13 protein-coding genes and 1 pseudogene are annotated in these 20,127 nt (G+C 68.6%); 9 read left to right on the top strand and 5 right to left on the bottom strand.

Translation table 11 applies throughout. The features are described from left to right. Nucleotides 1-1,693, bottom strand: a 1,693-nt coding sequence (locus EAO76_RS26110; RefSeq protein ID WP_262375756.1) for a polyketide synthase, incomplete at its 3' end; no start/stop codon positions are given. Nucleotides 1,694-1,752: 59 nt separating this feature from the next. Then, the gene (locus EAO76_RS26115) at nt 1,753-2,793 is read right to left on the bottom strand and encodes a cytochrome P450 (protein ID WP_262375757.1); all 1,041 of its coding nucleotides are present in this window, start codon (nt 2,791-2,793) and stop codon (nt 1,753-1,755) included. A 1,220-nt stretch (nt 2,794-4,013) separates the two neighbouring features. Between EAO76_RS26115 and EAO76_RS26120 the strand changes: the two genes are divergently transcribed. Beyond that, complete coding sequence (locus EAO76_RS26120; protein WP_187438803.1) at nt 4,014-6,539, top strand: LuxR family transcriptional regulator; 2,526 nt, start codon at nt 4,014-4,016, stop codon at nt 6,537-6,539. 8 nt (nt 6,540-6,547) lie between these two features. Here EAO76_RS26120 and EAO76_RS26125 read toward each other — a convergent pair whose 3' ends face one another. Together EAO76_RS26125 and ccrA are read right to left on the bottom strand one after the other, a co-directional pair. After that, nucleotides 6,548-8,293, bottom strand: coding sequence for a 3-hydroxyacyl-CoA dehydrogenase family protein (locus EAO76_RS26125; protein WP_262375758.1), 1,746 nt, complete (start codon nt 8,291-8,293; stop codon nt 6,548-6,550). A gap of 40 nt (nt 8,294-8,333) precedes the next feature. Further along, nucleotides 8,334-9,720 (bottom strand): annotated as a pseudogene (gene ccrA / locus EAO76_RS26130) (crotonyl-CoA carboxylase/reductase). 230 nt (nt 9,721-9,950) lie between these two features. Between ccrA and EAO76_RS26135 the strand changes: the two are divergent. The 6 genes from EAO76_RS26135 (at nt 9,951) to EAO76_RS26160 (ending at nt 17,623) form a co-directional block, all read left to right on the top strand. Beyond that, a complete protein-coding gene (locus EAO76_RS26135; protein WP_262375759.1) occupies nt 9,951-10,712 on the top strand; it encodes a thioesterase II family protein in 762 nt (253 codons plus the stop codon). A gap of 449 nt (nt 10,713-11,161) precedes the next feature. Further along, nucleotides 11,162-12,271 carry a cytochrome P450 gene (locus EAO76_RS26140; RefSeq protein ID WP_316248374.1) on the top strand — a complete coding sequence of 370 codons (1,110 nt, stop codon included), beginning with the start codon at nt 11,162-11,164 and terminating at the stop codon, nt 12,269-12,271. A 42-nt stretch (nt 12,272-12,313) separates the two neighbouring features. Continuing rightward, nucleotides 12,314-12,502 (top strand): ferredoxin, encoded by a 189-nt coding sequence (locus EAO76_RS26145; RefSeq protein WP_148838386.1) that lies wholly within the window; start codon nt 12,314-12,316, stop codon nt 12,500-12,502. Nucleotides 12,503-12,572: 70 nt separating this feature from the next. Continuing rightward, nucleotides 12,573-14,408 carry an asparagine synthase (glutamine-hydrolyzing) gene (asnB, locus tag EAO76_RS26150; RefSeq protein ID WP_148838387.1) on the top strand — a complete coding sequence of 612 codons (1,836 nt, stop codon included), beginning with the start codon at nt 12,573-12,575 and terminating at the stop codon, nt 14,406-14,408. A 743-nt stretch (nt 14,409-15,151) separates the two neighbouring features. Then, entirely contained in the window at nt 15,152-16,567 is a 1,416-nt protein-coding gene (locus tag EAO76_RS26155; protein ID WP_148838388.1) for an MFS transporter, read from the top strand. 306 nt (nt 16,568-16,873) lie between these two features. Beyond that, nucleotides 16,874-17,623: a DUF4232 domain-containing protein gene (locus EAO76_RS26160; protein WP_148838389.1), complete on the top strand. Its 750-nt coding sequence runs from the start codon at nt 16,874-16,876 to the stop codon at nt 17,621-17,623. A gap of 113 nt (nt 17,624-17,736) precedes the next feature. Here the strand turns inward: EAO76_RS26160 and EAO76_RS26165 are convergent, their stop codons facing one another. Further along, a complete protein-coding gene (locus tag EAO76_RS26165) occupies nt 17,737-18,423 on the bottom strand; it encodes a hypothetical protein (RefSeq protein ID WP_262375760.1) in 687 nt (228 codons plus the stop codon). Nucleotides 18,424-18,707: 284 nt separating this feature from the next. On the opposite strand from EAO76_RS26165, the gene EAO76_RS26170 reads away from it, so the two are divergent. Then, nucleotides 18,708-19,283 carry a YdeI family protein gene (locus EAO76_RS26170; RefSeq protein WP_148838391.1) on the top strand — a complete coding sequence of 192 codons (576 nt, stop codon included), beginning with the start codon at nt 18,708-18,710 and terminating at the stop codon, nt 19,281-19,283. Nucleotides 19,284-19,384: 101 nt separating this feature from the next. After that, the coding region (locus tag EAO76_RS26175; RefSeq protein WP_148838392.1) for a cyclopropane-fatty-acyl-phospholipid synthase family protein at nt 19,385-20,127 on the top strand (743 nt) is incomplete at its 3' end.

Here is a 20,127-nt window from a genome sequence, read left to right on the forward strand (position 1 = left end):
GGGTGGGTCCGTGAAAGGTGTCGCGTTCGAAGGGGTACGTGGGCAGGCCGGGCACCTTGCGCAGTCCTGTTCCCAGGCGATCCGCGACCTCGGCAAGACCTCCGTGGGCGGCGTAGGCACCGGCGACGGAGACCCAGGCGACCCGGTCGGTTCCTCCCTCGTGAAGCCAGTCCGCCGGGATGGCCAGGTCGTGACSSGTCACGACCTTGCGCAGCCCGTCGCGCATCTCGTCCCAGCGACCGCCGACCACCGCGGCCCGGTGTTCGCCCTCGTCACGCTGGACGAGGGACCACGCCACATCGCCCACGGTGCAGCGCTCCCCGGGAAAGGGGTGTTCGAGGAGAGCGCGGGCCAGTGCGCGGACCGCTTCGCGGGTACGGCCGGAAAGACACCACACGGTGTCCGGGGCGGGGCGCTCGGAGGGATCCGTCGCGCCGGGCGAACTCGCCAGGACGACATGGACGTTGGTGCCGCCCATCCCGAACGAACTGACCCCGACGAGTTCACCGGCCCCCAGGTTCTCCTCCCGGTCCGCACCGACGACTCGAAGGTTGAGGTCCGCCAGCGGCAGTTTCCCGGGGCTCCGGCGATGGTGCAGGGTCGGCGGCAGCTGCCCGTGGTGCAGTGCCAGACATGCCTTGATGAATCCGGCGATGCCCGCCGCCGACTCCAGGTGCCCGATGTTCGACTTGACCGAGCCCACGAGCAACGGCGTGGTCCGCGAGCGCCGCCTTCCGATGGCCTCACCGAGGGCGGCGGCCTCGACCGGATCGCCCACGGGCGTGCCCGTGCCGTGCAGTTCGACGTAGCCGACCGACGCACCCGTGACCCCCGCGGCGCGGTGGGCGGCTTCGATCACCTCGCGCTGGGCGTCCGGGCTGGGGACGCCGAGACCGGCTCTGCCCCCGTCGTTGTTGGTGGCGCTGCCGCGCACCACGCAGTAGACGTGGTCGCCGTCGCGTACGGCGGCCTCCAGCGGCTTGAGCACGACGACGCCGCCCCCTTCGGCGCGGACGTATCCGTCGGCCTGCTCGTCGAAGGTGCGGCAGCGGCCGTCGGGGGACAGCCCACCCCACAGCTGGATCTGGTCGGTGACGTCCGGCAGGAGGTTGAGGTTGACGCCGGCGACGAGCGCGGCATCGCATTCGTCCAGCCGCAGGCTCGCGATCGCCCGGTGCACGGCGCACAGGGAGGACGACTGGCCGGTGTCGACGACCTCACTGGGTCCGCGCAGCCCGAGGTGGTGGGAGACGCGCCCCGCCAGCAGCGAACGGCTCGCACCCATGTGCCCGAACCTGTCGAGGCGTCCGGAGGCGAAGTACTGCGTCCTGAAGTCGTCGGCGCACGCTCCCACGTAGACGCCCCAGCGCGTCGCGCGCAGTTGGTGCGGGGAGACGGCGGCGTCCTCCAGCGCCTGCCATGCGAGTTCCAGCAGGAGCCGCTGTTGCGGGTCCATGTGCTCCGCCTCGCGCCGGGCGATGCCGAAGAATCTGGCGTCGAACTCGTCGATGCCCTCGATGAAGCCGCCGTGCCGTACGGATGTGCGGAGTTCGGCGGGCGCGGGCCCGACGCGCTCCTCCCAGCGACCGGGCGGGGCGGTGCCCACGCTGTCCGTCGCGGACATGAGGTTGCGCCAGAACTTCCCCGGGTCGGCGGCGCCGGGGAAGTGGCACGACAGGCCGATGACAGCCATGGGGGCAGCGCCCGGTTCCCCGTACGACGGTGTCGGTTGCTGTCGGTGGGTCCGTGCGGTCATCGGGCCGCTCCGCCTGCTTCTGCCGTGCCCGGGCGGGACGGCCGTGGTCCAGGGGCGACGACGAGGTTCCTGAGTCCCCGGAAGGTGGGGCTGGCCTTCCACTCCATGTGCTGGGGCGGTGTGCGGACGGAGAGTTCCGGACAGCGTCGGACAAGGGCGTCGAACGCGACTTCCGCCTCCAGGCGCGCGAGGTGTTTTCCGATGCAGTTGTGGATGCCGCCGCCGAAGGCCAGGTGTTCACGGCGCGGCTTGTCGACCGTGAAGCGGTCGGGCTCCTCGAAACGCGCGTCGTCGCGGTTGGCCGCGGCGAAGGCCAGGAACACGATGGAGCCGGCCGGAATGGTCACCCCGCCCACGTCGACCGACTCGGTGGCGTACCGGTACAGCGACAGATTGAAGGGGGACTGATGGCGCAGCATCTCTTCCACCGCGGTCGGCACGAGCGAACGGTCCTGCCAGACGCGGGCCTTCTGCTCCGGGTCCGACTCCAGCACCAGCAGTCCCGTGACGATCAGGTTCGCCGAGGTCTCGTACCCGGCGGCGAGCAGCGCGTACGCCTGGGCGACCGCCTGCGATTCGGTGAGCGAGACGGCGAGTTGCGTCAGGATGTCGTCGGTGCCCGTCTCCCGTCGCCGCGCGATGAGGCCGCGCAGATAGCCGACCATCCGCTGCGCATCGCGCCGGAGCACCTCGGGGGCCGCGTCACCGGTGATCGTCTGTACCCAGTGGTGGAACGTCTCGCGGTCCTCGCGCGGAACCCCGAGCGTGTCACAGATGACTCCGATCGAGTAGGGGAAGGCGAAGTCCTGGACGAGGTCGAACGACTCCTGTCCCGCGACGGAGTCCAGGACCGAATCGGCCAGTTCCCGCATGGCCCGGCGCTTGGGCGCCACGGCACGCGCGGTGAAGTGGCTGTTGAGCGGCTTGCGCAGGGCGGTATGGACCGGTGGGTCGTTGTTCGCCATGTTGTCGTAGAGCAGCGAGCTCCGGTCCTGCCCCTGTCCGTTGTCCCGGGCGCTCGACGCGAACAACGGCATTGCCTCTTCTATGCTTTTACGGAACCGGGGATCCCGCAGCACGAATTCGACGTCCTCGCAGGAAGTCACCATCCAGGCATGCAGGTTCGGCGGCAGATAGGCCATACCTGTTTCGAGAACGACCCGAGTGGGTTTGTTTCCGCTTTTCTTTATCGCCTGGTAGACGGAGTGCGGATCTCTGTAGAAATCGATGTCGAGACGGATGGGACACTTCTCGTTCATCTCGGATTTCATGGGTTTCTTCCAAGGGTCTCGTGGCTGTCGGGCATGGCCGAAGACGAGCGGGACGCCGCACCCGTCAAATCAGAAGGAATTGACCAATACGGCCCCGAACCGTCCCGTGCGCAGCTCGTCCGTGACCGCATTCGGGTCGATGTGCGCATCCACTTGCCGCGGGTTGCGGGTCGCGTCATGGCACCGCCGCGCGGCGTCGGGGCCATGGCGCGCGTCCGTCCCGCCACGTCCCGGGTCGGTGACGCGAGCGGCAGGGGGCGGCACGCGGGCCTCCGCTCCGTCGGTCGCAACGGCATCGGCGCGGCGCTCGGGCTCAGGGGAAAGTTCCGGAGAGCCGGCTTCCCGCCGGGCCTCCCCGGGCCGCGGCGGGGGCGATCCGCTCCGTACGGTCGAGTCGACGGACTCCGGTCCGCGCCCGGGTGTCGGCGGGATTCGCCGCAGGGCTCCCGGCGATCCGGACGGGCAGCCCTCGAACCCGACCGTCCGCCATGTGCCCAATTCCGTCGGCGCCGCTCCGCATCGCGGCCCATGTGCTCGACGCGTCTCCACCGAGCGGTGTCACGGCGCCCGGACCGGCAAACCATGAGTCCACTGTTCCGTCATCCCTTCACTTCTGCCGGCCGGGGCCCGTTCCCACAAATCCGGTATAGGGCCGGGTGTTTCTCGGGCAGGCGTCAACGCGTCATACGCATACCGCACCGCCGAGAGAGGCTTCGCGAGGCATTTGCACGCTAGCCAATGCCCGGACGTGCCGCAAGAAGCCCTCATCCCGAAAGGAGTTGATGATTAGGGGGGTGGAATCCACCCCTAATTCTCCGTACATCGAGGCCCCGAACGATCCGGCCACGGCCCGTCCGGCATCGCGGCGCGCGGGCATCGACACCGCGAGAATCACTGGGGTAGGGGAAACCTCGCGGGGCATGCTCTGATTGCATGAACAGTACACACGGCCGAAATCAAGTGTCCGAAAGGGAGCGATGTCCGGAATGGAGTTGGCAGAGCGATGTCGAGCCCAACAACTTCTTGACAGACTTTTTAGGAATGCCCGTGACGGTAGGGGACAGGCCGCCCTGGTTCTCGGGCCGCCCGGGGTCGGGAAGACCGGGGTGGTCGACTACGTCAAGGACCGGGCCGAACGGGCGGGCGCCACCGTGCTGAGCGCCACGGCATCGGCTGCGGAGCGCTCGTCCCCGCTGGGCGTCGTTGCCCAGCTCCTGTCCTCCCTGGGTTACTCCATGGACGAGATCGCGGCCATGTGCGATTCGTCGGCCCAGGTCGCCGCCGCGGTGCACGATGCCGTCAGTCTGCTCGCCGAGCACACACCTGTGATCGTCACCGTCGACGACATCCACGACATGGACCACGAGTCCCTGCGATGCCTGCTCTACGTCATCCATCGTGTGGCCCCGCTGCGCGTTCTCATCCTGCTCACCGGAAGTTCCGCCCTCCCCCAGCAGAGTCTGTTGCTGACCGCCGAGTACATGCGCAATCCCAGCTGCTCGCTGCTGCGCCTTGCCGCGTTGTGCGCTTCGTGCGTCAAGGAAGTGCTCGTCGAGCACATGGGAAGCGGCATCTGCGACCGGACCGTGTCCCTGTGGCGCAGGGCGTCCGGAGGAAGCCCTCTGCTGCTGCACGCGCTGCTGAAGGACTGGTCGGGTTCCGGCGCACCGGGCGAAACCGGCCGGGGCGCAATACCCCCTCCGCCCGGTGGCGACGCGGTCCGGTTCGCCGTTCAGTACCTCCACGGTCTGATGACCGAGGACGGGCTGCGGACCGCGCGGGCTCTCGCCGTCCTCGGGGAGTCGGCCACCGAGGAGCGGGTGGAGCGCCTGCTGCACCACCTGGGCATGTCCGCCGGTGAGGCCGCGCGTTCACGCAATGCCCTGGAAGCATCCGGCCTGACCGACGGCCTCCGCTACCACCTGGAGGCAGCGCGTGACGTGGTGCTGGAGAGGATCCCGGGCGACGAACGGACGCTGCTGCATCGAAGCGCCGCGCTGGCACTGCGCGAGAGCAACGCCGAACTGGGTGAAGTGGCAGGTCATTTGATCCACGCGCGGCCCGCCCCGGAGCCATGGGCCGTCATAGCCCTGCGGGAAGCGGCCGCCCAGGCACTGCACGAGCACGACGCCGAGCGGGCCGTCGCCTTCCTCCGTTCCGCGTACGACGCATCCGCCGACGGCTCGACCCGTGCGGTGGTCCGGGCCGAACTGGCGCAGGCGGAGTGGGAGATGGACCCCGGGGCGGTGCGCTGGCACCTGACCGATCTGCTCGATGAGCATCGGGCCGGCCGACTGAGCAGGGAACACAGTCTGCTGCTGGGCATGTATCTGCTGTGGTCGGGGCGGACGCAGGAGGCCGGCGACATCCTCGCCGAACTCGAAGCCGCGCGAGAGGATCTGTCCCAGGACACACGTGCCCGTCTGAAGGCCTTGCGCGTCTGGTTCGCATACTTCTTTCCCACCTACGGCGCACGGTACCGGGACGCCCCACTGGAGCCCCCGCACGATCCGGGCCAGTGCATCATGTCCGTGGATCCGCAGTGGGACGGAGCGCTGGTGCTCGCCTCACTGCTGACCGAGGGCCCCACCGAGGACGCCTGCGAGGCCGCTGAGCAACTCCTGCAGGCACAGGTGCCGCACCGACCGCATCTGGCCCCGACGATGGCCGCGTTGATCTCGCTGATCCGCGCCGCGCGCCTCGCACGGGCTGCGGACTGGTGCAACCGGCTGGTCGTGGGCTGCTCGGAGTACACGACCACCTGCCAGGCGCTCCTGTTGGCCGCCAGCGCGATCCTGGAGAGCTGGCTGGGCAATTTCACGACCGCGCTGACCCGCGCGGAGCAGGCCCTGGCACTGCTGCCCCCCTCGGCCTGGGGGGTGGCCATCGGCCTGCCGCTCTCCGCCAAGGTTCTCGCCTGCGCCGGTCTCGGGGACCTCGACACGGCGGCCGAATGCTTCCGCGTCCCCGTACCCCAGTTGATGTTCCAGTCCCTGCCCGGACTGCACTACCTGCAGGCGCGTGGCCGCCTCCACCTGGCCGCGGGGCGTCACCAGGCGGCGCTCGGCGATTTCTACGCGTGCCGGGACCTGATGGACGCGTGGAACCTCAGGGTGTCCGTCTTCACGGCCTGGCGCGTCCACGCCGCCGAAGCACTCGCCGAACTCGGCGACAGGGACGAGGCGGTGCGCCTCCTGACGGAGGAGCTCGCCCAGCCTGACACGGGCAGCCCGTGGCTGCGCAAGCAGGCGCAGGCACTGTACGACCGGTTGGGCGGCGTCGGCGCGAGGCCGCCGGTGGTGACCGAAGAGCTTCCCGCGCTGAGCAGGGCCGAACACCGGGTGGCCCAGCTCGCGCAGGAGGGTCTCACCAACCGGGAGATCGCCGAGCAGCTCGGGGTCACCCCCAGTACCGTCGAGCAGCATCTGACCCGTGTCTACCGGAAGCTGGGGGTGCGGGGCCGTACGGGACTCTCCCCGGCGCTGAACTCGGCGGACTTCCTGAGAGCATGAGCGGGCTCTCACGCCCTGCGCAGTCCCCGGCCCGTCTTGCGCCCGAGGTGACCCCCGCTCACCAACTCCCCGAGAACGGCCGGTGGTTCGCAGCCGGCCTCGGGGAACTCGGCGTGCAGACGTTCCAGGATCGCCAGGGAGACATCCAGGCCGATGACGTCGAGCAGGGCGAACGGTCCCATCGGATATCCGAATCCCCGTTGCACCGCGGTGTCGAGAGCCTCGACGTCGAGAGCCGCGTCGTCCAACAACCGCACCGCGTCCGCGAGGTAGGGGAAGAGGAGCCGGTTGACGATGAAACCGGCTCGGTCGGGGCAGGCCACGGACACCTTGCCGAGGTCGGCACAGAACGCGCGGCCCACGTCCAGCACGTGGTCGGCCGTGTCCGGTGTCCGTACCAGCTCCACCAGTCTCATCACGGGCGCGGGGTTGAAGAAGTGCAGGCCCAGCGTTCTCCCGGGGCGGCCGGCCGGAGCGGTACAGGCCGCGACGGACAGACTGGAGGTGGTGGTGGCCAGGATCGTGCCGGGTCGGCACACCTCCCCGAGCTGCGCGAAAACGGCGCGCTTGACCTGGAGGTCCTCCACGACGGCCTCGATGACCAAGTCGCAGTCGAAGAGCGCCGAGACGTCGTCGACGGTGGCGAGCGCGGCGCACGCCGCCCCTTTTCGTGCCGGGGTGATCCTGCCCCTGCGCACCGCCCTGACCAGCGATGCCTCGATGGCCTTCGTGGCACTTTGGGCCTTGTCGGTACTGCGGGCCACCAACGTGACGCGGAACCCTGCCGTGGCGCACACCTCCGCGATGCCGCGTGCCATCGTGCCGGAACCGAGTACGCCGACGTGGCCCACGGGCCGGTCGGTCGCCGGGGACCGCGTACGGTCCCACTCGTCGGGGGTCCGCGCACCCGGCAGTCCTCGGCCGTCGTAACCGTGGAAGCCCTGGCCGGTCTTCCTTCCCAGGAGGTTCCCCCGAAGCATCGAGGTCAGGAGCGGCACCGGGCGGAATGCCTCCTCGCCGGTGTGGCGCCGACGAGACTCCAGGCAGTCGTGGACCCCGTCCACGCCCAGCTCGTCGATCAGCTCCAACGGACCGGACGGCAGTCCGCAGCCGAGCCGCATGGCGGTGTCGATGTCGCGGGGGGAGGCAAAACCCTCCGCGATCATGGCAACGGCGCGGTTGAGGTAGGAGTGGACGAGCCGAGCGGCAAAATCACTCGCGCGTTGCCCGAGAACGGCGAGTTCGAGGCCGATGGCTGTCGCGAGGCGTTCCGCCACATCGGCTGTTTCGTCGGACGTCACCGAGGTGCGTACGACTTCGGCACACCTTCCCCTCGCCGGCGGGCGCACCATGCGAAGGCCGACGATGCGGTCGGGGCACCCCGAGGCGGTGCCGAGAGGGAAGAGGGGCAGTGAGGAGCTCGTGGTGACGATCGCCGTGTCGGGCGGGCAGACCTGACGCAGTCGGCGAAGCACGTCGCGCTTGGCGGCCGGGTCCTCGGCCACCGCCTCCACCACGACACCGGCATCGGCCAGCGCGGTGATCTCGGTGGTCAGCGTGCAGGAGGCGGACTCCCCGGCCCCGTCGCTGTCCTTGCGCTTGAGGCGTTGCCCGACCCTGGTGACGACATCCGGGTCGTGGTCCACACCGACCACCGGGCACCCGGTGGCGACCACCATGTTCAACAACGACTCGCCGACCGTCCCGAGTCCCACGATTCCGACGGCACGGCCGGGGCCCACTATGTCCTGCACGTCTATTCCCCTGGTTCTCATCGACTTGGGTCCCGGATGCTCAGGTCAGTGGTGTGCGGAATCGGTTGATGGCGTCGATGTGCTTCTCGCGCATTTCCTCGTCCCGGACGCCGAGTCCCTCGCGCGGGGCCAGGGCCAGCACGCCGACCTTGCCCTGGTGGAGGTTGCGGTGCACCTCGTACGCGGCCTGGCCGGTCTCCTCCAGGGAGTGGACCTTGGAGAGGGTGGGGTGGATCTTCCCCTTGGCGATCAGGCGGTTGGCCTCCCACGCCTCGCGGTAGTTGGCGAAGTGCGAGCCGATGATCCGCTTCAGCGACATCCACAGGTAGCGGTTGTCGTACTCGTGCATGTAGCCCGAGGTCGAGGCGCAGGTGGTGATGGTGCCGCCCTTGCGGGTGACGTAGACGGAGGCGCCGAAGGTCTCGCGGCCGGGGTGCTCGAAGACGATGTCCACGTCCTCGCCGCCGGTCAGCTCGCGGATGCGCTTGCCGAAGCGCTTCCACTCGCGCGGGTCCTGGGTCCGCTCGTCCTTCCAGAACCGGTACCCCTCGGCGTTGCGGTCGATGACCGCCTCGGCGCCCATGGAGCGGCAGATGTCGGCCTTCTCGGGGGAGGAGACCACACAGATCGGGTTGGCGCCGCCGGCCAGGGCGAACTGGGTCGCGTACGAACCGAGTCCGCCGCTGGCGCCCCAGATCAGCACGTTGTCGCCCTGCTTCATGCCCGCGCCGTTGCGGGATCAGCACGTTGTCGCCCTGCTTCATGCCCGCGCCGTTGCGGGACACCAGCTGGCGGTACGCGGTCGAGTTGACCAGACCGGGGGCCGCGGCCTCCTCCCAGCTCAGGTGCTTCGGCTTGGGCATCAGCTGGTTGGACTTGACGAGCGCGATCTCGGCGAGGCCGCCGAAGTTGGTCTCGAAGCCCCAGATGCGCTGCTCCGGGTCGAGCATCGTGTCGTTGTGCCCGTCGGAGGACTCCAGCTCCACCGACAGGCAGTGCGCCACGACCTCGTCACCGGGGTTCCAGGCGTTGACGCCGGGGCCGGTGCGCAGGACGACGCCCGCCAGGTCGGAACCGAGGACGTGGTACGGCAGGTCGTGGCGGGCGGCGCCGGGGAACCGCCTGGCGTACCGCTCCAGGAAACCGAAGGTCGGCAGCGGCTCGAAGATCGACGACCACACGGTGTTGTAGTTCACCGAGCTCGCCATGACGGCCACCAACGCCTCGCCCGGACCGAGCTCCGGCACCGGGACGTCCATGAGCTGAAGGGATTTGCGGGGATCCTTCACCCCCGAGTCCAGTCCATCGAACATTCCGATGTCCGTCTTGCGGACGGCGATGCCTCGATAGCTGTCGGGGAGTGGCAGCGCCGCGTAGTCGTCGGACGTCGCCTCGGTGGAGACGATGGCATCGACTATTTCCTTCACGTTTCCTCCGGGGGCGAGTGCGAGGTGGGGCAGTGCACGCCCTTCTCGCCAGAGGTTAGGCAGGGTCCTTTCTCACCGAAATCCCCTACTGCCGACGACCGTTTTCACCTGCCCCCCTACCGGCCCGCTCCTCGGGAGTAGGGGATTGCTGCTGCCATGCCGTCCGGGCATCATGTGCAACCGCGAGGCTTCGCCCGGTTCATTGGGAAGAATGATTTGGAGTGCGCGGCGTGGTGGGTAACCCCGTTAAAGAAACAGCTTGGGTGCGCAGGTTCCATCCTTCGCCCGAGGCCCGATACCGGCTGCTCTGTTTCCCTCATTCAGGCGGATCCGCCAGCTTCTTCTTTCCGTTCTCGCACAGGCTGGCCCCGGAGATCGATGTGTGGTCCATGCAGTACCCGGGGCGTCAGGACCGCAGGTCCGAAGCCAATATTCCGCACATTCACGAGCTGGCCGACCGCGTCGTGGAGGCGGTGGGTCCACGACTCGACGGTCCCTACGCCCTGTTCGGACACAGCATGGGAGCGACGCTCGCCTACGAGGTCGCGCTGAGACTGCAGTCGGGCGGAAGGCTGCCCGAAGCCCTCTTCGTCTCCGGGCGGCCCGCCCCCCACCGCAATGTCGACAAGGGACTGCACCGGCTCTCGGACGAGGAGATAGCCGATGACATCCGCGCACTCGACGGCACCGGCTCGGAGATGTTCGGCGACGCGGACGTGCTCAAGATGTTCCTCCCCGCGATTCGGAGCGATTACCACGCCGCAGAGACGTATGAATACACACCCGGCCCCGTTCTCAAATGCCCCATCCGCGGCTTCACGGGGTTCTCGGATCCACGAGTGGAAGTCAGCGAACTGCACCATTGGAGCGACCACACGGAGGGGTCTTTCGAACTGGACGTCTTCTCGGGAGGTCACTTCTATCTCGCCGACGGCCAGGAAGACATGGCCGGCGAAATCGAGCGCACCCTCCGTGGCGCCGGACACCGGTGAGGAAACCGCAGTGCGTTTCGGGACATCGGCCACCGATTCGTTCCTGCCGAACCGTACGGCCGGCAACGAGGAACCGGCGGCCTCGACCGGTGCCGCTCCGGAGTGGATCGAACGCGGGGCGTGAGGTCCGTGCCCACGTGACGCGGAACCCTTCCCGTGCCGTTCACGGCTTGCCCACGCCCCCTTGTGTCCTCCCGGAAGGGGGCCGCCGCTTCATCCCACACCGGTCCGACGGGGCGATGCTCGCGGGGTCCGGGGGCGGAACGAGCACGGGAACCTCCCCGGCCCCCGAGGGAATCACCGGCTCGCGCCGGGACGACAACGACGTAAGGACTGACATGGATCCGTTGAAGGAACTCCCCCCTCTGCCCGCCGAGCCTCCGCCGGGCTGTCCCTTCTCCCCGCCGCGGGAATACACGAGACTCCGTGTCGAACAGCCGGTCAGTCGTGTGGCGCTCGCGGACAACAGCTGGGCGTGGCTGCTGACGCGCTACTCGGACATCCGCAGCGCCCTGTCGGATCCCCGGTTCAGTTCCGACGTGAACGCTCCAGGATTTCCCCGGAGCGGAATGGTGACCGCGGGCGAGGGTGCCAGTCTCATCCGCACCGACCCTCCTGAGCACGGCCGCCGTCGCCGGATGCTGACGCACGCCTTCACCGTGAAGAGTGTGTCCAGGCTGCGCTCCCGCATCCAGCAGATCACCGACCGGCTGTGCGACGAGATGGAGGAGCAGAAACGCAAGGACGGATCCGGCGGGTCCGTGGACCTGGTGAGGTCCCTGGCACTTCCGCTTCCGTCTCTCGTCATCAGCCTGCTGCTCGGCGTGCCGTACGAGGACCGGGACCTCTTCCAGTCGATCACCGCCACCGTGCTCTCCCGGGTGAACACGGAGGACGAGCGCACCGTGGCCCGTAAGGAACTGCGCACTTACCTGAGCCACCTCGTCGCGGCCAAGGAGGAGAACCCGGGCGACGACATCCTCAGCGAACTGGTCCACGACCGGATGCGCGAGGGCCAGTTGACCCGGGAAGAGGTGACGGGGACGGCCACGCTGCTGTTGATCGCCGGGCACGAGACCACCGCGAACATGATCGGGCTCGGTGCGCTGACGCTGATCCGGAATCCGTCGGCAGCCGACGAACTGCGCAAGGACCCTTCCCTGATGCCGGGAACCGTGGAGGAGCTGCTGCGGTTCCACAGCATCACGCGCAGCGGGCCGCGGCGGGCCGCGATCGCGGACGTCGAAGTGGGCGGCCGGCTCATCAGGGCGGGCGAGGGGATCATCTGTGCCGTCGCCTCCGCGAATCGGGACCCCGAGCAGTTCCCCGACGGCGACACCGTCGACATCCGGCGTCGGAACGCCCAGCACCACATCGCCTTCGGGTACGGCGTGCACCAGTGCCTCGGCCAGTCCTTGGCCCGTGCCGAACTGGAGATTTCCTTGAACACGCTGCTGGCCCGCTTCCCGGGGCTGCGGCTGGCGGTGGATTTCGCGGAAGTTCCGTTCCGCAGCGACATGTTGGTCTACGGCTGCCATGCGCTTCCGGTCACCTGGTGACCGACCGGCACACCACCGGGTCGGCGCCCGAGGAGGAGAACCATGAGAATTTCCATCGACACGGACATGTGCTGCGGCGCCGGACAGTGCGTACTGGTCGCGCCGGAGATCTTCGACCAGGACGAGGACGGGATCGTGATCCTTCTGGACCCCACGCCCTCCGACGAGCTGCGGGGAGCGGTCGAGGACTCCATCGCCATCTGCCCGGCAGATGTGATCCATCTGGAATGACACCGGGTGACGGCACCGGTTACCGAGGCCGGACTTGATGTGACCATCTTCGAGGGAAGGACTGATCGCCATGTGCGGTATCGCCGGCTGGGTGTCGTACCGTCGGGATCTGACGCAGCAGCCGCAGGTCCTCGACGGCATGAACGGGACCATGGCCTGCCGCGGTCCCGACGCGGGAGACACCTGGGTGGGCCGGCACGCCGCCCTCGGCCATCGGCGGCTCGCCGTCATCGACCTGCCCGGCGGTGCGCAGCCGATGAGGGTGGAGACCGGCGACGGCGACGTGGTGATGGTCTATTCGGGAGAGACCTACAACTACACCGAGCTGCGCGACGAACTCCGCCGCCGCGGCCACCGTTTCACCACCGAATCGGACACCGAGGTCGTGCTCCGCGGCTATGTGGAGTGGGGCGAGGCGATCGGTGAACACCTGAACGGCATGTTCGCCTTCGCCGTCTGGGACACGCGTACCGAGAAGCTCGTCATGGTCAGGGACAGGCTGGGCGTCAAGCCCTTCTACTACTACGAGACCGAGGACGGCGTCCTCTTCGGCTCCGAGCCCAAGGTGATTCTGGCGAACCCGCTCTGTTCCGCCGTGGTGGGCCTGGACGGGCTGCGGGAGATGTTCTCCTTCGCCAAGACCCCGGGGCACGCGATCTGGGAGGGGATGCGCGAGCTGCGCCCCGGTCACGTCGCCGTGGCCGACGTCGACGGGCTGCGGGAGCACGCCTATTGGAGCCTCGATGCCGATGACCACACGGACGACCGGCAGACCACCGTCGCGCGTGTCAGGGAGCTTCTGGAGGACAGCATCTCCCGGCAGCTCGTGGCGGACGTCCCCCGCTGCACGCTGCTCTCCGGCGGTCTGGACTCCTCCGTCATCACCGCCGTCGCAGCCCAGCGGCTCGGGGAGCGGGGGGAGACGGTCCGCAGCTTCAATGTGGACTTCCCGGGCCAGGCGGAGAACTTCAAGGCGATCGCCCTCGCCCCCACCCTGGACACGCCGTACGCGCACGCGGTGGCCGAGCACGTACGCAGCGACCACCGGGACATCCTGCTCCACGGCAGTGCGCTGGCCGACCCGGAGGTACGGCGGGCGGCCGTCGGCGCGCGGGACTTCCCGAACGGGATCGGCGACCGCGACAACTCGCTCCACCTCCTCTTCAAGGCCGTCCGCGAGCAGTCGACGGTGGCGCTCTCCGGGGAGTCGGCGGACGAGTTGTTCGGGGGCTACCCGTGGTTCCACGAGGACAGGTTCCGCTACGCGGACACCTTTCCCTGGCTCGCGGGCAAGGGCTCCCTCTTCGAGGCGGGTGGCCTCCTGAGCGACGACCTGTCACGTCGGCTCGATCTGGGGACCTACGTCCAGGACCACTATATCGACGCTCTCAAGGAGGTCCCGCTGAAGGAGGGCGAGACCGGCCTGGAGAAGCGGATGCGCCAGGTCTGCCATCTGAACGTGACGCGGAAGATGCAACCCCTCCTGGACCGCAAGGACCGGATGAGCATGGCGGCCGGGCTCGAAGTGCGCGTCCCGTTCTGCGACCACCGTCTCGTGCAGTACGTGTTCAACACCCCGTGGTCGCTGAAGGCGTTCGACGGCAGGGAGAAGAGCCTTCTGCGTGCCGCGACACGCGATCTGCTGCCGCCGGCCGTGGCCGACCGCAAGAAGAGCGGCTACCCCAGTACCTTCGACCCGCGGTACCTCGCGGCGATCCAGTCCCAGGTCTCCGACCTGCTCACCAGCGATCACCCGGCGCTGGCACTGTGCAGCCGGGAACGTCTGGGCGAGGCGATGAGGGCGGACAAGGACACCATCAGCCTCCAGCAGCGGACGGTACTGGAACGTTCCCTCGACCTGGCGACGTGGCTCGATCTGCGCAACCCGACACTGAAGCTCAACTGACCGGCCGTCCTCGGGCCGGGTTCGCCCTCCTGACGGGGCCGAGCCCGGCCTGAGCCTTCCCCCTGACCGGAGAAGACGGTCACCGCGGCCGTCCGAGAGCTCGGCATCCGCCCGGAGCCTTGCGCAGCCGGCACCGCCGGCCAAAGCCGACCGGGGCGAGGGCCTACCCGGCGGGCCCACTGCAGCGAAACGCGACGATCTCAAGCCAATTCGCAGGCAGAACAGCGAAATCAATGGTTGCAATTTAAATAATTCTGTCCGCAGAATACAAAATCTTTCCCATGAAACTCAAAAGCCGACGGCGGATCATGCAACTTGGCCCGCCATGACACCGGACGTTCCGGACGCCGAGAGGGCCGGCCGCCGTACGAGGTGACGCCGGGTCAGCGCTGGACACACACCCCTTCGGCTCCCCCGACCCGCAAGAAATGCGACTGGTCGGGGAGGTCGTGACCGATGCGACGCACCGGGTTCGTCCCGACGATCGGGGCCGCCCCGTTCACACTCCCGGCGCACATCGGACCGTCGGCACGCGCGGGCGACCACCGTGCTCACGACATGCCGTCGGACCGGGTACATGATGGCGAATTCGCGTCTGTGGGACTCGGCCGACTCGCGGACAATGGTCCAATGGACCCGGAGGGCGTTCCCTCCCCTCATCTGCGCCCCCGAAGCCGACTTGTGGAGAATTCGGGCATGTGCGGGCGGAAGAAGTGACGACAGCAATCCGACAGAAGGAGACCATGTCCAGCGATGCGGCGAGCACCCAGGTCACTGGAGACCCGGTCGGCCAGAAATCCGATCCAGGTGGTGGGCCCGGCCTGAAGCTGGCCGCCCTCGCGGCCGGGTTCGTCATGGCGACGGTCGACACCACCGTCATAAATATCGCCGGCACGAAGATCCAGACTTTGTTGCACCTGAAATTCTCCGAACTCACTTGGGTAATCGACGGATATGTACTGACCTTTGCTTCGCTGCTGCTCCTCGCCGGTTCGCTGGCAAACAGCTACGGCGCCAAGAAGATTTACCTTCTCGGCATGGCGGTATTCGTAGTGGCGTCAGCCGCGTGCGGGTTGTCCTCAAACGGTCCGGCACTGATCGTCTCAAGAATGGTGCAGGGGGCGGGAGCCGCCCTGTTCATGCCGGCCTCGCTGACGCTGCTCACGAACTCCTTCCCCGATCCCAAGATGCGGACCCGCATGGTGGGTCTGTGGACAGCGATCGTTTCCACGTTCACGGCGCTGGGACCGGTGATCGGGGGAGTCCTGGTCGGCACGCTCGGCTGGCGCAGCATCTTCATGCTCAACCTGCCAATCGGTATCGCGGGAATCCTTTTGGCCAGGCGATACGTCGCCGAGATCCCGGCACAGCACATCCGCCCCCGGGTTCTGGGCAACGCCTTGGGAGTTCTCGGGCTCGTGGCGCTTTCCTTCACGCTGATCGAGGGGCCCTCGCTCGGCTGGTCCTCGGCCCCCGTCCTCCTGTCCGGTACGGCGGCCTTCGTGTTTCTCGTCGCGCTGGTGGTGCAACAGCGCCGCTCCTCGACGCCCATCGTTCCGCTGGATCTCTTCCGCAATTCCTGTTTCACCGCATCCAATCTCGTCGGATTCCTCATCAATTTCGGACTCATGGGAGGGATCTTCATGCTCGGTCTCTTCCTGCAGAACGCACGAGGAGTCTCGCCTTTTCTGGCCGGAATTCAGATGCTGCCCATGATGGCTGGACCACTGGTCGGCAACCTGATATTCGCTCGGTACAGCCCCCGCTGGGGCGCGCGTCGACTGCTGATCGCCGCCCTGTCCCTCGCGGGCGTGGCGACCGCGGCGCTCCTCGGCATCAGCGACTCCACGCCGTACTGGATGCTGGCCACGGCCGTCGGCATCGCCAACTTCGGCATCGGCGTCGGCGCGCCGGCCATGACCTTCGCACTGATGGAGTCCGCGGGCGCGAAGCACGCCAACATCGCCAGCTCGACACTCAACACGAACCGCCAGTTCGGCGGACTGGTCGGCGTCGCCGCGGTCGGCATCGTTCTGACGGATCCCGACAGTTGGTATGCGGGAGCGCGCACCTCTTTCCTCATAACGGCCGTTTGTTACGGCGCGGCCGCACTGCTCACACTGAAGTACGTCACGATGGACGACCACCGGACGGTGTGACCTGTCTTCGGAGCCCGGTCGGCCCCGATCCCGCACGAGGGTCCGTCAGCTTGCTGACGGACCCTCTCTGCCGCTCCGGGCCCGGGATCCGTGTTGTGTGCGGGTTGGTGGCCGGGCACGGAAACGGAACAGGTGCATGGACGAGGTACGGGTCGTGTGAACTGGCCAGGAGGCCGGTGGCAGGGGCGTCAGCGGAACGTCAGTCGGACGTCAGCACGACGGCAGGACAGGAGCCGAGGCTATGAGCGGACCAGCTGCCGCACCCGGCGGCGAACCACACCGACCGCACCTCACGGGGAGCCCCACATGCGTACCTCCATCCGCCGCCCTGCCGTACTCGCCGCGACCGCCGTCGCCGCCCTCGGCCTGACGCTCACCGCCTGCGGCGGCGGCGAGGGCACGAAGGACAACGGGGCCGCCACCTCCGCCGCCACTGTCGCCGCGACCGTCGCCGCCTCGGCGGACGGGGGCACCTCGGGCTCGGCCACCGCCGCCTCGGGCGCCTCCGGTTCCGGCGCCTCGGGCGTCGTCACCACCACCCGGATCGGCGTCAAGAAGAAGGCCCCCGCCAAGACCCCCTCCAAGTCCTCTTCGAATGCCGCCCCCAAGGCTCGCGCCAAGACCCCCGCCTGCACCGTCGGCGACGTGAAGATCTCCGCGGCCAAGCAGCCGGGCGTGCCCACCACGCACATCACACTGACCGCGACCAACGTGTCGGGCCGCTCCTGCACGCTGCTCCAGTACCCGCTGCTCGCGTTCGGTGAGCTCCCCCAGACCTCCAAGGACGTTCCGCCCGTCGCCAAGAGCAGGCCCGGCACCCCCATCGTGCTGAACGCCGACACCCCGGCCTACGCGGCCGTGCGGATCAACAACGGTGGTGTCGACGAGAAGACCCACACGGTCCGCTCCTTCTACGTGAACCTCTTCGCCGCCGACGGTCCTGCCGAGGGCAGCGAAACCGTCATCGCGCCCAAGGGCGGCATCGCGGTCGACGACGCGGTCGCGAAGACCGGCTACTGGACGTACGAGCTGCGCAACGGCGCCGACGAGTTCTGAGCCGACCCGCCGCCCGCGACACCGGTGCTCCGGCGCACGGGTACGGGTACGGGTACGGAGACGTGACGGGGCCGTGCGGCAGWWCTGCCGCACGGCCCCGTCACGGAACGGGGTCACTGGCAGCTGCGCTGCCAGTTCCAGCCGATGAAGGTGTTCTTGAGCTCGACGTCGAAGCGGCAGCTCGCGGTGCCGTCGGCCTTCAGCTCCACGTACGAGTGGTGCGTGTTGGCGTACCGGTCGCCGGAGGTGTCGAAGATCCCCTTGTAGGAGAACGAGGCGTGCGCCTCGTTGTTGGAGACCGCGCAGTCGGCGAGGCAGTCGGCGTTCTTGCTCGACGACACCAGCGACCAGCCGGCGTTCCACGGCTCGCGGTTCCACTGCTGGGTGGCGTCGGTGGAGGCGGTGGTGATCCTGGTGCCGTCGGTGGTCCAGGTGGAGGTGGTGTAGAGGCCGGTCATCCGGATGTTGCAGCAGTCGTACATCTCGGACGCGCTGTTCACCTGCCGGGTGCCCGCGGCGACGGCGGCACCGATGGTCCTCGCCGAGACCTCGGCCGCTCCCGCGCCGCCCTTCGTCACCCGCTGCACCGGGCCCAACTGCGGCTTGCAGTCGGGGCCGATGGTGATCTGCTGCTTCACGGCCGTACCGGCCGGAGGCACGGGCAGCGAGCCGGACAGCTTGACGTCCGTGCACGCCTGTCCGGCCCGGGCACCCGTCGAGGCCTCACCGAGCGGGGCGGCCGTGGCGGGAGCGGCCGACAGCACGAACAGACCGGCCGCCGCCGCGATGGCGAGTGTCATTCGGTTACGCAATTGCCTTGCCTTTCCTAGAAGTTCGGACGGAGCGTAGCCACGCCTGTTGGAATCTGCGTCGACAGCCGGAAGGTTGGCACGAAGCTGACGACTGCCCCGTCCCGTACCGCCTTCCGCCCTGGCAGCTTCCTGCCAGGACCGTTGTCCGGCGGTCGGCCGCGGCGGAAGAGTGGGGTCGCCGCTTCAGTCCCGGACGTTGCTTCCGTCCGGGGTGTTGTTTTCACGCTTCCGTCCGGGACATCGCTCTGCCCTCGGGCGATAACCTCGGCCGCATGGACGAGATCGGTGGGGTGGAAGTCATCGCGTTCGCGGACGCGGAGGCGTTCGAGAGCTGGCTGGCCGAGCACGGCACGCGCCGTGAGGGCGTATGGATCAAGGTGGCCAGGAAGAAGTCCGGTATCCCGTCGGTCACCGACGACGAGATGGTCGACGTCGGACTGTGCCACGGCTGGATCTCCGGCCAGCGCCGGTCGTTCGACGAGCAGTACTACCTGCAGAAATACGTGCCGCGCCGCCCCAGGAGCCTGTGGTCGCAGGTGAACGTGGACAAGGTGGCGAAGCTGACGGCAGCGGGCCGGATGCGCGAGGCCGGACTGGCCGAGGTTCGCAGGGCCCAGGAGGACGGCCGGTGGGCGGCGGCCTACGCGTCGCAGCGAACGGCGACGGTACCGCCCGAGCTGGCGGCGGCGCTCGACGCGGCCCCCGGGGCCCGCAAGGCGTTCGAGGCCCTCGACAGGACCGCGCGGTACCAGCTGATCCTGCCGTTACTGCAGGCACTCGCTCCGGATACCCGGAAGGCCCGGCTCGACAGGATCCTGCACACGCTCGGCCGTGGCGACCGGTCATGACAACCAGCTGTGGCGACGGGGCGTTACGGCCGCCCTGCTCCGAGACCGCCGGAACGAAACTCGATGTCCAGGACGGTCCCGTCGGCGTTAGCGTGCGCCGTATGACTGAAACGGATCTTCCCCCGCGCCTGACGCGGCTCACCTTTCACGGCCCCTTTTCCGAGGCCCGCGCCGCTCGGACGGTCGACAGGCTCGGCCGGACGATGCCCACTCGGGTCCTGGACATCGGTTGTGGCTGGGGGGAGTTGATGCTCCGGGTCCTCGACGCGGTGCCGGGGGCGACCGGGGTCGGGGTCGATCTCGACACCGAGAGCCTCGCCCGGGGGCGTGCGAACGCCGAGGCCCGCGGGCTGGGCGGGCGCGTGGAGTTCGTCGAGGGGTCCGCCGCGGAGACGGACCACGGACCCGCCGACCTCGTCCTGTGCCTCGGGGCCAGTCACGCCCTCAGCCGGGCGGAACCCCCGCGGCACATCGCCGAGGCACTCGACGCGCTGCGCCGGACGGTCGTGCCGGGAGGGCGGGTCCTGCTCGGCGAGGGCTTCTGGCAGCGTCCCCCCACCGCCGCCGAACTGGACGCGATGTGGCCGGACGCCCACGCCGGCGAGTACCAGGACCTGGCCGGACTCGTCGAACTCGCGGTGTCCGCCGGATTCCGGCCCTCCTGGATCGAGACGGCCGACGCCGGTGAGTGGGAGGACTTCGAGTCCGGCTACCAGTCGGACGTCGAGGAGTGGCTGGCCACCCACCCGGACCACCCGCTGGCGGCGGAGACCCGCGAGCGCGTCGACCGGCACCGGGCGAGCTGGTTGAAGGGTTACCGGGGAGTGCTCGGGATGGCCTACCT

Origin of the sequence: Streptomyces sp. sk2.1 (assembly GCF_008120935.1) — a bacterium.
GTDB lineage: Bacteria > Actinomycetota > Actinomycetes > Streptomycetales > Streptomycetaceae > Streptomyces.